At 60.3% G+C, this 14424-nt stretch carries 11 protein-coding genes; 10 read left to right on the top strand and 1 reads right to left on the bottom strand.

What is annotated here, in order from left to right; translation table 11 throughout:
* The first annotated feature begins 68 nt into the window (after nt 1-68).
* The 10 genes from urtB (at nt 69) to ureC (ending at nt 8884) form a co-directional block, all read left to right on the top strand.
* On the top strand, nt 69-1571 hold the full coding sequence (gene urtB, locus IB245_RS05945; protein ID WP_192226955.1) for an urea ABC transporter permease subunit UrtB: 1503 nt from the start codon (nt 69-71) through the stop codon (nt 1569-1571).
* Nucleotides 1571-2650 carry an urea ABC transporter permease subunit UrtC gene (gene urtC, locus IB245_RS05940; RefSeq protein WP_008038697.1) on the top strand — a complete coding sequence of 360 codons (1080 nt, stop codon included), beginning with the start codon at nt 1571-1573 and terminating at the stop codon, nt 2648-2650. The genes urtB and urtC overlap by 1 nt, the downstream gene beginning before the upstream one ends.
* Nucleotides 2647-3516 (top strand): urea ABC transporter ATP-binding protein UrtD, encoded by an 870-nt coding sequence (gene urtD / locus IB245_RS05935; protein WP_008038696.1) that lies wholly within the window; start codon nt 2647-2649, stop codon nt 3514-3516. The genes urtC and urtD overlap by 4 nt, the downstream gene beginning before the upstream one ends.
* 120 nt (nt 3517-3636) lie before the next feature.
* Nucleotides 3637-4335 (top strand): urea ABC transporter ATP-binding subunit UrtE, encoded by a 699-nt coding sequence (gene urtE / locus IB245_RS05930; RefSeq protein ID WP_008031204.1) that lies wholly within the window; start codon nt 3637-3639, stop codon nt 4333-4335.
* Between the two features lie 30 nt (nt 4336-4365).
* Nucleotides 4366-5205 carry an urease accessory protein UreD gene (locus IB245_RS05925; RefSeq protein WP_192226954.1) on the top strand — a complete coding sequence of 280 codons (840 nt, stop codon included), beginning with the start codon at nt 4366-4368 and terminating at the stop codon, nt 5203-5205.
* Nucleotides 5206-5352: 147 nt separating this feature from the next.
* Complete coding sequence (gene ureA, locus IB245_RS05920; RefSeq protein WP_007907366.1) at nt 5353-5655, top strand: urease subunit gamma; 303 nt, start codon at nt 5353-5355, stop codon at nt 5653-5655.
* A 9-nt stretch (nt 5656-5664) separates the two neighbouring features.
* Nucleotides 5665-6198 carry a GNAT family N-acetyltransferase gene (locus IB245_RS05915; RefSeq protein ID WP_192226953.1) on the top strand — a complete coding sequence of 178 codons (534 nt, stop codon included), beginning with the start codon at nt 5665-5667 and terminating at the stop codon, nt 6196-6198.
* Between the two features lie 6 nt (nt 6199-6204).
* On the top strand, nt 6205-6738 hold the full coding sequence (locus IB245_RS05910) for a GNAT family N-acetyltransferase (protein ID WP_192226952.1): 534 nt from the start codon (nt 6205-6207) through the stop codon (nt 6736-6738).
* Complete coding sequence (locus IB245_RS05905) at nt 6738-7043, top strand: urease subunit beta (RefSeq protein WP_192226951.1); 306 nt, start codon at nt 6738-6740, stop codon at nt 7041-7043. The genes IB245_RS05910 and IB245_RS05905 overlap by 1 nt, the downstream gene beginning before the upstream one ends.
* A gap of 140 nt (nt 7044-7183) precedes the next feature.
* A complete protein-coding gene (ureC, locus tag IB245_RS05900; RefSeq protein ID WP_008031192.1) occupies nt 7184-8884 on the top strand; it encodes an urease subunit alpha in 1701 nt (566 codons plus the stop codon).
* A gap of 54 nt (nt 8885-8938) precedes the next feature.
* Here the strand turns inward: ureC and IB245_RS05895 are convergent, their stop codons facing one another.
* A complete protein-coding gene (locus tag IB245_RS05895; protein ID WP_192226950.1) occupies nt 8939-14221 on the bottom strand; it encodes a dermonecrotic toxin domain-containing protein in 5283 nt (1760 codons plus the stop codon).
* Nucleotides 14222-14424 lie beyond the last annotated feature (203 nt).

Raw genomic sequence — 14424 nt, 5'->3', positions numbered from 1 at the left:
TGCCTGATGCACCGCCATCGCCAGCAAGCCGGCTCCTACAAGGTCCGCGTATGACCAGGACATTTGATATGCCCACCGCTTTTTACCGTTTCATCCTTACCCTCGCGTTGCTGTTGCCGATGGCCACGCATGCCGGCGACGCCGAAGACTTCGTCGCCGCCAACCCTGTGCAGCAAGCAAAAATGCTGGAAGCCTGGGCCGCGCAGCCCGATCCGGTTCGTGTCGAGCTGATCAACGCCCTGCAACAAGGCGAACTGACGGTCGACGGCCAACCGAAAACCTTGCGCCTGAACAATCGCCTGCGGGGTCTGATCGACACCGCACTGGCCAGCCACCAATTGCTCGCCACCGACGCCAAAACCCGTCTGGCCGCCGCGCAGCAATTGCAGAAAAGCGCAAAACCGGCGCAGCTGAAATTCCTCGACCAGCAACTGGCTGGCGAACACGACGAAAACGTTCACGCCGCGCTCAGCCTCGCGCTGGCCAACCTGCAACTGGTGGACACCGACCCGGCCGTGCGCCTCGCCGCTGTGCGCCTGCTCGGTGAAACCGGCGATCCACTGGCTCGCACTCGACTGGAGAGTTTGCTGGAGCTGGGTGTCGAAGCTGACGCCAATGTGCGTACCGCCGCCGAAACCAGCCTGGCCCAAGTCAAACGCAAACTGCTGATCGGCGAGATGCTCGGCCAGGCCTTCAGCGGCATGTCCCTCGGTTCGATCCTGCTGCTCGCGGCGCTCGGGCTGGCGATCACGTTCGGCCTGCTCGGCGTGATCAACATGGCCCACGGTGAAATGCTGATGCTCGGCGCCTACTCGACCTACGTCGTGCAGTTGCTGTTCCAGCGCTTTGCCCCGCAAGCCATCGAGTTCTACCCATTGATCGCGTTGCCGGTGGCGTTTTTCGTCACGGCGGCGATTGGCATGGCGCTGGAACGCACAGTGATTCGCCACCTCTACGGCCGCCCACTGGAGACCCTGCTCGCCACGTGGGGTATCAGCCTGATGCTGATCCAGCTTGTTCGATTGGTGTTCGGCGCGCAGAACGTCGAAGTGGCCAACCCGGCGTGGTTGTCGGGCGGGATACAGGTGTTGCCAAACCTGGTGCTGCCGTACAACCGCATCGTGATCATCGCCTTCGCTCTGTTCGTGGTGGTGCTGACCTGGCTGCTGTTGAACAAGACACGCCTGGGCCTGAACGTGCGCGCCGTCACTCAGAACCGCAACATGGCCGCCTGCTGCGGCGTGCCCACCGGGCGCGTGGACATGCTCGCTTTCGGCCTCGGCTCCGGCATCGCCGGCCTTGGCGGCGTGGCGCTGAGTCAGATCGGCAACGTCGGCCCGGACCTCGGCCAGAGCTACATCATCGACTCGTTCCTGGTGGTGGTGCTCGGCGGCGTCGGTCAACTGGCCGGTAGCGTGCTCGCCGCGTTCGGGCTGGGCATCGCCAACAAGATTCTCGAACCGCAGATCGGCGCCGTACTCGGCAAGATCCTGATCCTCGCGCTGATCATTCTGTTCATCCAGAAACGTCCGCAAGGCCTCTTCGCACTGAAAGGACGGGTGATCGACTGATGAACCAGCCCCTGATGCTCACAGCCAGCCAAAAAGCCGGCCCCAAAGTCACGATTGCCGTCGGTGCGGTGATCCTTGTTTTGCTGTTGACGTTGCCGCTGCTGTCGCTGCTGTCGCCAGACAGCGCCTTCCATGTCTCGGCCTACACGCTGACCCTGGTGGGCAAGATTCTTTGCTACGCCATCGTCGCCCTCGCCCTCGATCTGGTCTGGGGTTACGCCGGCCTGCTGTCCCTCGGTCACGGTCTGTTCTTTGCCCTTGGCGGTTACGCGATGGGCATGTACCTGATGCGCCAGGCCTCGGGCGATGCCTTGCCAGCGTTCATGACTTTCCTGTCGTGGACCGAATTGCCGTGGTACTGGACCGGCACCAGCAGCTTCCTCTGGTCGATGTGTCTGGTGGTGTTGGCGCCCGGATTGCTGGCGTTGGTGTTCGGCTTCTTTGCCTTCCGTTCGCGGATCAAAGGCGTGTATTTCTCGATCATGACCCAGGCCCTGACCTTCGCCGGGATGCTCCTGTTTTTCCGCAACGAAACCGGGTTTGGCGGCAACAATGGCTTCACCAACTTCCGCACCATTCTTGGCTTTGGCATTACCGAACCGGGGACGCGCGCGGTGTTGTTTTTCGCCACGGTGGTGTTGCTGGTGGCGAGCCTGTTTATCGGCTGGCGGTTGGCGCAAAGCAAATTCGGTCGAGTGCTGACCGCGCTGCGCGATGCCGAAAACCGCCTGATGTTTTGTGGCTATGACCCGCGCGGTTTCAAGCTGTTTGTCTGGGTCTTGAGCGCAGTGTTGTGCGGTCTGGCGGGCGCGCTGTACGTGCCGCAAGTCGGCATCATCAACCCGAGCGAAATGTCGCCGACCAACTCCATCGAGGCCGCCGTCTGGGTCGCACTCGGCGGTCGCGGCACGCTGATCGGCCCGTTGCTCGGTGCCGGCGTGGTCAACGGCATGAAAAGCTGGTTCACCGTAGCCTTCCCCGAGTACTGGCTGTTCTTCCTCGGCGCGCTGTTCATCGTCGTGACCTTGTACCTGCCCAAAGGCGTGATCGGCCTGCTGAAGAAAAGGGGTGACCAATGAGAGTGACTGCGACGGCTGAATTCATGCTCGAGCCGGCCTTCTATCCACCGCAGCCGAACAAGGACGCCGGCACCAGCCGCGATGCCATCGGCCTCGGGCAACGCGTCGGCCCCGGCCTGAATACCCGCCACGGCACCATCCTGACCCTGGAAGACATCAGCGTCAGCTTCGATGGTTTCAAGGCGCTGAACGATTTGAACCTGTACATCGGCGTCGGCGAATTGCGCTGCATTATCGGTCCCAACGGCGCGGGCAAAACCACGCTGATGGACGTGATCACCGGCAAGACGCGCCCCAGCCATGGCAAAGCCTGGTTCGGTGAAACCCTCGATCTGACGCAGATGAGCGAAGTGCAAATTGCTCAGGCCGGCATCGGTCGCAAGTTTCAGAAACCGACAGTATTTGAAGCGCTGAGCGTGTTTGAAAACCTTGAACTGGCGCAGAAAACCGACAAGTCGGTGTGGGCCAGCCTGCGGGCTCGCCTGAGTGGCGAACAGAAAGATCGCATCAGCGAAGTGCTGGAAACCATTCGCCTGACCACCTCGGTCAATCGCCCGGCGGGCCTGTTGTCCCACGGGCAGAAGCAGTTCCTGGAGATCGGCATGTTGTTGATGCAAGACCCGCAATTACTGCTGCTCGACGAGCCTGTGGCGGGCATGACCGATGCCGAAACCGAGTTCACTGCCGAGCTGTTCAAGAGCCTGGCGGGCAAGCATTCGCTGATGGTGGTGGAGCACGACATGGGGTTTGTCGGCTCGATTGCCGACCACGTCACCGTGTTGCACCAGGGCAGCGTGCTGGCCGAAGGGTCGCTGGAGCAGGTGCAGGATAACGAGCGGGTGATCGAGGTTTATCTCGGAAGATGATGTTGCTTTTGTAGGAGCGAGGCTTGCCCGCGAAGGGAGCGCCGCGGTGCAACTGGAAGACCGCGTCATCGTTTTTCGCGGGCAAGCCTCGCTCCTACAGGGATTGAGGAGATTTCAGAAATGCTGCAAGTCGACAAGCTGCACCAGTACTACGGCGGTAGCCACATCCTGCGCGGCCTGACGTTTGACGTGAAGGTCGGTGAAGTCACCTGCCTGCTCGGGCGCAACGGTGTGGGCAAGACCACGCTGCTCAAATGCCTGATGGGTTTGCTGCCGGCCAAAGAAGGCGCGGTGAACTGGGAAGGCAAACCGATCACCACGTTCAAGCCGCACCAGCGGGTGCATGCTGGAATTGCTTACGTGCCTCAGGGCCGCGAGATTTTCGGTCGGCTGACGGTGGAGGAAAACCTGCTGATGGGCCTGTCGCGATTTCCGGGCAGCGAAGCGAAAGAAGTCCCGGCGTTCATCTACGAGCTGTTCCCGGTGTTGCTGCAAATGAAGCAACGACGCGGCGGTGACCTGTCCGGTGGCCAACAGCAGCAACTGGCAATCGGCCGGGCGCTGGCCAGCCGGCCTCGGTTGCTGATCCTCGACGAGCCGACCGAGGGCATCCAGCCGTCGGTGATCAAGGAGATCGGCGCGGTGATCAAGAAGCTTGCGGCGCGCGGCGACATGGCGATTCTGCTGGTGGAGCAGTTCTACGATTTCGCCGCTGAACTGGCCGATCAATACCTGGTGATGTCCCGCGGCGAGATCGTGCAGCAGGGTCGCGGCGAAAATATGGAAGCCGAGGGTGTGCGTGGCTTGGTTACGATCTAATCTGTAGCGTCCTAACGATAATTAGACATCATGAATTTACCTGCCCACACAACGCTGTTCACGCCTAGCTGGCATGCCGAGCTGGAACTGGGCTATGCCCGATTCGGCGACAGCACACGCCCGGTTCAGCGTCGGCATAAAGGGCCGTTGCGGGTGCAAAAGCATCTGTACGCCGAGGGGCCCGAGGTTTGCCAGCACATCATCGTGCATCCGCCCGGCGGGATTGCCGGCGGTGATCGGCTGGACATCAGCGCCAGCGTTGGCCGCGATGCGTGGGCACAAATCACCAGCCCCGGCGCGGCCAAGTGGTATCGCGCGGCAGGGCCGGCTTATCAGCAGCTGAATTTGAAGGTGGCGGCCGGCGCGACACTGGAATGGTTGCCACAAGAGACGATTATCTTCAGCGCAGCTCAAGCCGAACTGCGCACCGCCATTGATCTGGAAGGTGATGCGCGCCTGTTCTACTGGGACGTGGTGGCGCTGGGTCGTCCGGCCAGTGGCGAGCGCTTTGAACTCGGGCATTTTCAGGCGCAGCTGGATATCCGCCGCGATGGCCAGTTGCTCTGGCACGAACGCCAGCGCATTGTCGGGGATGACGGGTTGCTCGATTCGCCGATTGGCCTGGACGGGCAACCGGTGTTTGCGACGTTGTTGGTGACGGGGGAGATTGACAGTGAACTGCTGGAAACCTGTCGCTCGCTGCCCAATGACGTACGCGGGGATTTGACCCAGTTGCCGGGCCTGTTGGTGGCTCGGTGCCTGGCCAGCGAGGCGCTGTTGGCGCGAGGCTGGTTGATTGACTTGTGGCGATTGCTCAGGCCTGCGTTGCTCAGTCGAGAAGCCCTGCCACCCAGAATATGGAGCACCTGAACACAATCCCCCTGTAGGAGCGAGGCTTGCCCGCGAAGAACGATAACGCGGTCAATCAGTTAAACCGAGGCGCAGCATTCGCGGGCAAGCCTCGCTCCTACAGAGGTTGTAGTGATTTTTTAATCTGCCGATTATGGATTCCAAACGATGGACCTGACCCCACGCGAAAAAGACAAGCTGCTGATCTTCACCGCCGGCCTCGTGGCCGAGCGGCGTTTGGCGCGCGGCGTGAAACTCAACTACCCGGAAGCCATGGCCTACATCTCCGCAGCGCTGCTCGAAGGCGCGCGTGACGGCCAGACCGTGGCCGAGCTGATGCACTTCGGCACCACCCTGCTCAGCCGCGAACAAGTGATGGAAGGCATCCCGGAAATGATCCCGGAGATCCAGGTCGAAGCCACCTTCCCCGACGGGACCAAACTGGTCACCGTCCACCAACCCATCGCCTGAGGCCGCGCCATGACTTACCACATCCGCGATGCGGTGCACGCCGATCTGCCGGCGATCCGCGACATCTACAACGACGCCGTGCTCAACACCACGGCGATCTGGAACGAACAAGCCGTGGACCTCGGCAACCGCCAGGCCTGGTTCAGCGCCCGGCAAGCCCAGGGCTATCCGATCCTGGTGATCGTCGACGGCGATAACAACGTACTCGGCTACGCTTCATTCGGTGACTGGCGACCGTTCGACGGTTTCCGCCACACCGTCGAGCACTCGGTCTACGTACGCAGCGATCAACGCGGCAATGGACTGGGTCCGCAATTGATGGACGTGTTGATCGAGCGTGCCAAAGGCTGCGACAAGCATGTGATGGTCGCCGCCATCGAAAGCGGCAATGCCGCTTCCATCCGCCTGCATGAACGCGTCGGCTTCGTGATCACCGGGCAGATGCCGCAGGTGGGCACCAAGTTCGGCCGCTGGCTGGACCTGACCTTCATGCAACTGACCCTCAATCCTGGCGCGGAGCCGCCGCCCGCCAACAAGGAGTAATGCCCGATGAACGCCGCCCAACTGCGCCGCGTCAATGTTGAAAGCTTTGCGCATTATCGTCAGGGTTTGATTGATCTGCTGCTCGACGCGGTCAGCTATGGCGCCAGTGTCGGGTTCATGGCCGATCTGGATGCCACACAGGCACGCGCCTGGTTCGATGGCGTTCAAGAGGAGTTGAACAAGGGCAACGTGCTGCTGTGGGTGGTGGTCAAGGACGAGCAAGTACAGGCCAGTGTGCAACTGACTTTGTGCCAGAAAGCCAACGGCCTGAACCGCGCCGAAGTGCAGAAGCTGCTGGTGCGTGAACACGCGCGCCGCCGCGGGTTGGGCCAACAATTGATGAACGCCCTGGAACAGGCCGCGCTCCAGCACAAGCGCGGCATGCTTTACCTCGACACCCAAGCCGGTTCCCCGGCCGAGGATTTCTACAAGGCTCTGGGCTACACCCGTGCGGGAGAAATTCCCGACTACGCCTGCGACCCGAGCGGTCGTTACAAGCCGACCGCCCTCTACTACAAGATTCTCCAAGGAGCCCATTGATGATTCCCGGTGAGTACCAGATCCAGCCCGGCGACATCGAACTCAACGTCGGCCGCCGCACCGTCAGCCTGAAAGTGGCCAACAGTGGCGACCGCCCGATCCAGGTCGGCTCGCACTACCATTTTTTCGAAACCAACGATGCCCTGACTTTCGACCGTGCCGCCAGTCGCGGCATGCGCCTGAACATCCCCGCCGGCACTGCTGTGCGCTTCGAGCCGGGGCAGAGCCGCGAGGTCGAGCTGGTGGACCTGGCCGGGCATCGCCGGGTGTTCGGGTTTGCCGGGCGGGTCATGGGTGACCTGTAAGTCATGTGCAGCCTGTACCGGCCTCTTCGCGGGCAAGCCTCGCTCCTACAGGTCATGTGTCGTCCGCAGCACGAACCCTGTAGGAGCGAGGCTTGCCCGCGAATGCGATCTCCCATTCAATTAATTCCTAAGGCAAGCACATGAAGATTTCCCGTCAAGCCTACGCCGACATGTTCGGCCCCACCGTCGGTGACAAGGTCCGCCTGGCCGACACCGAGCTGTGGATCGAGGTGGAAAAAGACTTCACCACCTACGGCGAAGAAGTGAAATTCGGCGGCGGCAAAGTCATCCGCGACGGCCAGGGCCAAAGCCAGCTGCTGGCCGCCGAAGTCGTCGACACGGTGATCACCAACGCGCTGATCATCGACCACTGGGGCATCGTCAAAGCCGACGTTGGCCTCAAGGACGGGCGCGTGGCAGGCATCGGCAAGGCCGGCAACCCGGACGTGCAACCGAACGTCACCATCGCCATCGGCGCCAGCACTGAAGTAATCGCCGGCGAAGGCATGATCCTCACCGCCGGCGGCATCGACACCCACATCCACTTCATCTGCCCGCAGCAGATCGAAGAGGCGCTGATGAGCGGCGTCACCACCATGATCGGTGGCGGCACCGGCCCGGCCACCGGCACCAACGCCACCACTTGCACCTCCGGACCGTGGCACCTGGCGCGGATGCTTCAGGCGGCAGACGCCTTCCCGATGAACATCGGCCTGACGGGCAAAGGCAACGCCAGCCTGCCGGAGCCGTTGATCGAGCAGGTCAAGGCCGGCGCCATCGGCCTCAAGTTGCACGAAGACTGGGGCACCACCCCGGCGAGTATCGACAACTGCCTGACGGTGGCCGATCAGTACGACGTGCAGGTGGCGATCCACACCGACACCCTCAACGAATCCGGCTTCGTCGAGACCACCCTCGCCGCCTTCAAGGGCCGCACCATCCACACTTACCACACCGAAGGCGCGGGCGGCGGTCACGCACCGGACATCATCAAGGCCTGCGGTTTTACCAACGTGCTGCCAAGCTCGACCAACCCGACCCGGCCCTTCACCCGCAACACCATCGACGAACACCTCGACATGTTGATGGTCTGCCATCACCTGGACCCGAGCATTGCCGAAGATGTGGCCTTCGCCGAAAGCCGCATTCGCCGCGAAACGATTGCCGCCGAAGACATCCTCCACGACCTCGGCGCGTTCTCGATGATCAGCTCCGACAGCCAGGCCATGGGCCGCGTCGGCGAAGTCATTACGCGTACCTGGCAGACCGCCGACAAGATGAAAAAACAGCGCGGCCCACTGCCGGGGGATGGCGAAGGCAACGACAACTTCCGCGCCAAACGCTACATCGCCAAGTACACCATCAACCCGGCGATCACCCACGGCATCAGCCATGAAGTGGGCTCAATCGAAGTGGGCAAATGGGCCGATCTGGTGCTGTGGCGCCCCGCGTTTTTCGGGGTCAAACCGACGTTGATCCTCAAGGGCGGTGCCATTGCGGCCAGCCTGATGGGTGATGCCAACGCCTCGATTCCGACGCCGCAACCGGTGCACTACCGCCCGATGTTCGCCAGCTACGGCGGCTCGTTGCACGCCACCAGCCTGACGTTCATCAGCCAGGCGGCGCAGGAGGCAGGACTTCCCGAAGCACTGGGCTTGAAGAAGAAAATCGCTGTGGTCAAAGGCTGCCGCGACGTGCAGAAAACCGACTTGATCCACAACGACTACCTGCCGAGTATCGATGTCGACCCGCAGACGTATCAGGTCAAGGCCGACGGCGTTCTGCTTTGGTGCGAGCCAGCGGATGTGCTGCCGATGGCCCAGCGTTACTTCCTGTTTTAATCGGCCAAATCACCGGAGCCTGGCGTGCCTGGCTCCGGCGTAAAACAGAAGCGATCAACTGTTCGGCTGTACGGCGAAAGGGATTTCTACCCGTTGCAGTTTTGCCCGTTCGATTGCCTGGCGTGTGAACGTTTTGATAAAGGCTTTCTTGTCTTCGTCGATGACTTCCAGTTCGGCGGCGTATTGCGCTTCGGTCATGACCCGTCCCGGCGCAAACTCACTTTCCGGTTTGTTCAACTCAGCGCCGAGCACCCTGAGCTCTTCCTTCAAGCGAGCCTTTTGCTCAAGGGAAAGCGTTGTGTCGGTTGCTCGTTTTTCAAGCGCTGAGTAGAACTCGATCGTGGCTTCAATCCGCCGTCTGAAACCTTTGATGGCCGCCCGGTTGGAGCCCTCCACGTAGGATGACCAGAACGGCTGCTCGATCAGCAAATCGTCGAGCAATTCACCCGCCTCAAGGTTAAGTACACGCTGGAAAGCATCTTCGATCATCGCGTTCGTGACGCCGGCGATTTTTCTGAACTGCATTTTTCGCGACTGCCAGGGCAGGTCCAACCGGTCGGCAAGGTCCGTCATGAATGCCAGGTGAACTTCAACCTCATCAATCGTGCCGGTGACCTCGCCCGTCGCATTGACGCGCCTGAATTCCTCACCCATCGCCTCCCGCTCGGAAATCGTTTTTCGCGCAATCCTGCTTAGTTCATCCAGACGTGACTTGCCCCGCGCCAGCGACACCAGCTCACCCTCCACCAGCGCGGGATTGGCCAGTTCATAGGCCTCATGAATCAGCACCTCCATCCCCATGGCGTTGAACAGCTGCGCGCCGGCATCGACACACGCCGTGGGCACGGTGGTCAGGGTGAAGAGTTTTTGCCGCAGCTCGGTATTTTTCGACATCGCATCGAGCATTCGCCAGACCTTGGCGGTCATGTCGACCCGAAACCCGAGGTCGTGCTTGAAATGCCCCGATTCAGTGAGTTTGCGAATCTCGTTGAAAAAACCGACCGAACCGATCTCGTCCTCGACGCTGTTCCACACCTCCTGTTTGGCCACCCATTCCGGCCGGGTCATGCCGGTTTCCCAGTCCAGACTGTCGCGCACGCCGCGAGGTGGATAGGGTCGATCGGGGTCCATGCCGACGGACGCGATGTACTCCCTGAGCGTTTGCAGATTGAAGGCCGGCAAAAAATCCGTTTCCCGGCTCAACACCGTGCGCGCCAGCAATTCCGCCTGGACCGAGCCACGCGTGACCATGGGCACATAGGTAATTTCGTTGCGCTGCATGTCCAGGTAAAAATGCCGGAACCGCGGCTGCGCGAATAACCCGTCCGGCCAGGTCCGAATGCCGGTATCGGCCAGGATAAGCGTATGCAACATGCGCATGCTGCCAATATCCGGAACCTGGCCGAGGGGATTGCTGTGCAGGTCCAGGATCTGAAGCCTCGTCAAGTTGCACAGGTCTGCGACGCCTTGCGCATCCAGGACAATGCGGTTTGCGCGCAGGTTCAGCTCCGTCAGCGCGCGCATGCGGCCGATGGCACGAGGAAACCGGGTGAGCGAATTGCCGTTGATGTTGAGCGAGCGCAATCGCGGAAAATGATCGAGCAAGGAAACCTGCGCGTCGGTCAATTCGGTCAGGGTCAGATTGAGGCGGGTGACGTGATCGAAGTTGCCCTCCAGTGTGGGCATGGTGCGCAGACGCCCTCCCAACGGCAGGTTCTCGAGGTCGAGCACGAAGCCTCGCAACTCGCCGTACGAGTCCACATCGCGCAAGCCGGTGTGCTGCCAACATTCCCTGACCGCTTTGTACACCGCGTTTCTGGACTGCCATTCGGCGATGCCGGCGGGCGTAAAGCGGAATGCCTCGGTCGGTGATTTCAGCCAGCGTTGGAAATGGGTGTTCAACCGATTGAATTCCGCTTCGAGGTCGCTCGCCCTCTGTTCAGGACTGACATCTCGGCCCCCCGCTTGCAGATAGGACTGTGCTTCTGCCTCCGTCCATCCTGGGCGAACGACGCGGACCCGCTCTTGCGGCGTTACTTGCCCCTGAACTCGACGCAGACCTTGAGCCATCCCGCGCATGCCCCCACGCAGACGCATCGTGGCTGGATCGTACGCAGGTTTTCGAACAGGGTTATCCGCCAGAAGCGCGTTGAACCTGTCACGTGGCAATGGCGTTTTTTGAATGGCGCGCTTGAGCGTCGTGCCTTGATTGATCTGGTACCCCAGCGCGTTGCGCTCAGCATCAGGCAGGGCATGCAACACAGACGCATAGAGGTCATCGGCCCCATGCAGATGCAGATCATCGGCATCGCGGGCCTGGTACTGACCGTCCTCGCTGACAAGGATTCGGCGAACGGCGGCATCTGCCGGGCCGACACTGTCGCGCAACGGACCATCGAATGAAGACTCACGGATTTCGATCCGTACGTTTGCGGGCCAGTCGGGCAACACTTGCAACGAGTGCAACGCCAATCGCTCGCTATCGACACCGTACGCGCCATCGAGGTAAAGCCCTTCGTAAGCACGTGCGGCGCGTAACGTGCGCAAGGCCAGCCGCGTGCGTTCACTGAGCTGCAAGGGGATGCGCGAAGACTCGGTGATACCGAGTAAGTCTTGCGGTTCGATGTCGGCCAGCAACTCACGGGCGATCACCGTGGGGAGGTTGCTGAACGCGTCCTGGAGCGCCAGCACCTGCCGGTTGTCTGTCTGCTGCAAACGGCGATTGAGCGCGTCAAACAAAGGTCCCGGATGACTGCCTGCCCGCCCCGCGAGCTTGTTTTTCAAGGCATCGATGCGGATGCGCTCGTCAGTAGAAATGCCCTGTCCGAACATCGCATGGATGTCGGCCTCGTTCACAAACTTCACGGCAAGCTCCGGAAGTTTCCCGGCACCGACCTCGGCACGGTTTATCGTCAGCGTATTGGCCGGCGATGCGTCGAGATTGCCGTACTTGATCGAGCGCCCCGACTGCTCGGCGCCGTCAAAAATCTCGATGCTTTTTTGCTCAGGCCATCGCGGCAGTTCGACCAGCAAACGGGGCACCTGCTCGATGAACGCTTCGGGAACCTCATCAAGCATTATCTGCCCGGGCAGCTTTTGCACATCAGCCCAGATCTTGAAGCGTTCGATCGTGTCGGTCAGCAGCGCTGGCGGTGGCTCGTTGACGACATGCAGCCGGCGCAACAAGCCTTCTTCGACACCGCTGGCAATACGAATCTGCTCCAGCGTGGCCTCGGACAAATCCTCGACCGCCAACCCCAGGCGCCGCATGAGCGTGGTTTTGTCCCACTCGACAGGTCGGTCGAGTTCGGTCTTCCACACACCCGTACCGTCGTGTTCGAGTGTGGGCTGATACGCCTGCGGCCGATCCGGATGTTGCAGGCGAGGCTGCCCCGTGAGTGGGTCGTTTCTGACTTCGAAGTACTTGTTTTCATGCCTCAGGATGGTTTTTTCGCTGTGCCGGAACAGCCCCAGCTCACCTGGCGTCGCCGCTTTCGGCAACGTCAGGTCATGGGCGTAGGGCGACAGATCTGGCTTCCATAAGCGTGTCTTGCCGTCAGGCAACTCAACCTTTTGCAACTGATCGATGAAGGCCGAGGGTTTGACCGACGCCGCCGCACCGGCGGGCAACACATGCCCCGCCGCCATGATTGCCAGTTGCGCAAAATTGATCATGACACCGGTCAGATGGGCCGCCGCTTCGTCCCTGTCGCCCTTGCTCCACGCCTCGATACCCTCCATGGTTTCGAACAGCATCTGCCCGACCATGACCGCCAACATCGCTTCGCCCAGGCCAGGAACCAACATCGCGCCGAAGTTGAACACGTTCCAGCCGATGCTCAGATAACCGGTCAACCGATTCCAGCGGGTGGTCGCGTCTTCATCGTCGGTCGGCACCGCGATGTGCCGCGCATCCGCAATCGCCTTGTCCCTGCGCCAGCGACCGATCTGCGGCCAGAGATCGCCAGTAATGATGTTGGTGATGGGCTCTGCGTTGGCGTTTTCAACCGCGGTCTCTCGCCACCACGGCCCCATGTCCAACGGCTCACGCTGCGTCCAGATGAACGTGGTGAAACGCTCGCGAACCCGGGCAAAGAATTTGCCATGGTCTTTTTGTGCCACGAATCGGCTGAAAAACTGTTGATAGTCCGGCGAGCGCAACTGACTCGAAAGCGCCTTCATGAAGTCCGTGAGCGACGCATACTCTTTGAAGGGATGGTCAGGATCATCCGGGACATAAACGATCAACGTCCCGTCGAGACGGCTTTGTTGAAAACCATCCTCCCTTTGCAAAGTGGCTTCGACAAGACCGCTGGGGCCATTGGCGAAAAACGCTTCGAGTAATTTGAACTGCTCAAACTCCTGGCCCGGTAGCAGCGTCAAACGCCTGGACCATTCCATCAGTGTGCGTTGGTGCCGGGGAACCAGACTGTCGTAAATTCTTTTAACTTCAGTGGGGTCTGCCACTGCACTGAACAACAGGATGCCGGACATCCTGAAGCCCATTAACGAAAGTCGATGGCATTGCAAAGGACGATGATTCCACGCAATGCCTTTTTCATTGTCACGAATTTGCTGAAGTTTCCCGTAGCCATAGGAACTGATGTCGTTTTTCAAATACGCAATCAGCGCAGATTCGTTGAAGATGGCTTTTTCACTGGCCATGCAGTGCCGCTCGATTATTGCCTTGGCCGCGATATCTTCGGGCATCAGTGCTGCCTTGATGTGACGCTGATAGTGCGCGCCGATATCAAGCGTCCGGCACAGGGCCGCGAATTGTTCGACCTTCAGCGCATGCCGCTGTAACTCGTTTTCGTGGTCCCGGGTGAAGATGCCGGAGCCATCGCGAAACGCACCGGCCTGCGTTTCAGGCGCCTCGAAATTGTGAAGCGCCGCTTCCAGCAACGTCGATTGCCTGAGCCGACTGGCATTGGTATCAATGCCAAAGCCCAGTTTTGCCGGGATGTACAGGCGAATGAGCGTCGCATTGACGTCCAGATCCAGATTCAGCTGGTCCTTTAATGTTTTAACGAGCAAAGGTTCGGCAAAGGCAAGAATGTCCCGCTGTACATTCTCCAACACGTCGTCCAACGGGACCTGAAGGCGCCAGCGCTCATCCGTCAGTTGCTTGAGGTACTGACGGTCGATGGCGCGTGCATTCAAATACCACTGTGGAAAATCCGCGGTCGAATCGGCCATCGTAAGCAGTCGCGAAACAGGTGCGTCTTTTAGCGGCGAAGGCAGTTTGCCCAGCAGATAATCATGATGAACATTGGCTTTGCTTCTTCCATGCCCGGTAATAACTTGCAACGCCGGAGCGTCCGATAGTTCGTTCATTTCGCAAATCCTTATGCGATGAAAAGAACCACCAGACTATTGAGTGCGATTAAAAACAAAAGCTTAAAAAACCACTTGGAAAACCGCGCCAGCCCAACAATGCATTTAATTTCAGGATCTAAAAAATATTTAATTAGCACCCTGGGGCCACCAAAAAATGGTCGCCGGCGCAGTGGTAGTTTTTAGGGGGTGCCAAAGGGGCT

Source organism: Pseudomonas sp. PDM02, from assembly GCF_014852285.1.
In the GTDB taxonomy this organism is placed as follows: domain Bacteria; phylum Pseudomonadota; class Gammaproteobacteria; order Pseudomonadales; family Pseudomonadaceae; genus Aquipseudomonas; species Aquipseudomonas migulae.
This window is presented reverse-complemented; position numbering and strand designations above follow the sequence as displayed.

Coding starts and splice junctions, on each gene's coding strand:
- IB245_RS05895 (WP_192226950.1), bottom strand. CDS start 14,221: ATGAACGAACTATCGGACGCTCCGGCGTTGCAAGTTATTACCGGGCAT.
- IB245_RS05905 (WP_192226951.1), top strand. CDS start 6,738: ATGATTCCCGGTGAGTACCAGATCCAGCCCGGCGACATCGAACTCAAC.
- urtB (WP_192226955.1), top strand. CDS start 69: ATGCCCACCGCTTTTTACCGTTTCATCCTTACCCTCGCGTTGCTGTTG.
- ureC (WP_008031192.1), top strand. CDS start 7,184: ATGAAGATTTCCCGTCAAGCCTACGCCGACATGTTCGGCCCCACCGTC.
- IB245_RS05915 (WP_192226953.1), top strand. CDS start 5,665: ATGACTTACCACATCCGCGATGCGGTGCACGCCGATCTGCCGGCGATC.
- IB245_RS05910 (WP_192226952.1), top strand. CDS start 6,205: ATGAACGCCGCCCAACTGCGCCGCGTCAATGTTGAAAGCTTTGCGCAT.
- IB245_RS05925 (WP_192226954.1), top strand. CDS start 4,366: ATGAATTTACCTGCCCACACAACGCTGTTCACGCCTAGCTGGCATGCC.
- urtD (WP_008038696.1), top strand. CDS start 2,647: ATGAGAGTGACTGCGACGGCTGAATTCATGCTCGAGCCGGCCTTCTAT.
- urtE (WP_008031204.1), top strand. CDS start 3,637: ATGCTGCAAGTCGACAAGCTGCACCAGTACTACGGCGGTAGCCACATC.
- urtC (WP_008038697.1), top strand. CDS start 1,571: ATGAACCAGCCCCTGATGCTCACAGCCAGCCAAAAAGCCGGCCCCAAA.
- ureA (WP_007907366.1), top strand. CDS start 5,353: ATGGACCTGACCCCACGCGAAAAAGACAAGCTGCTGATCTTCACCGCC.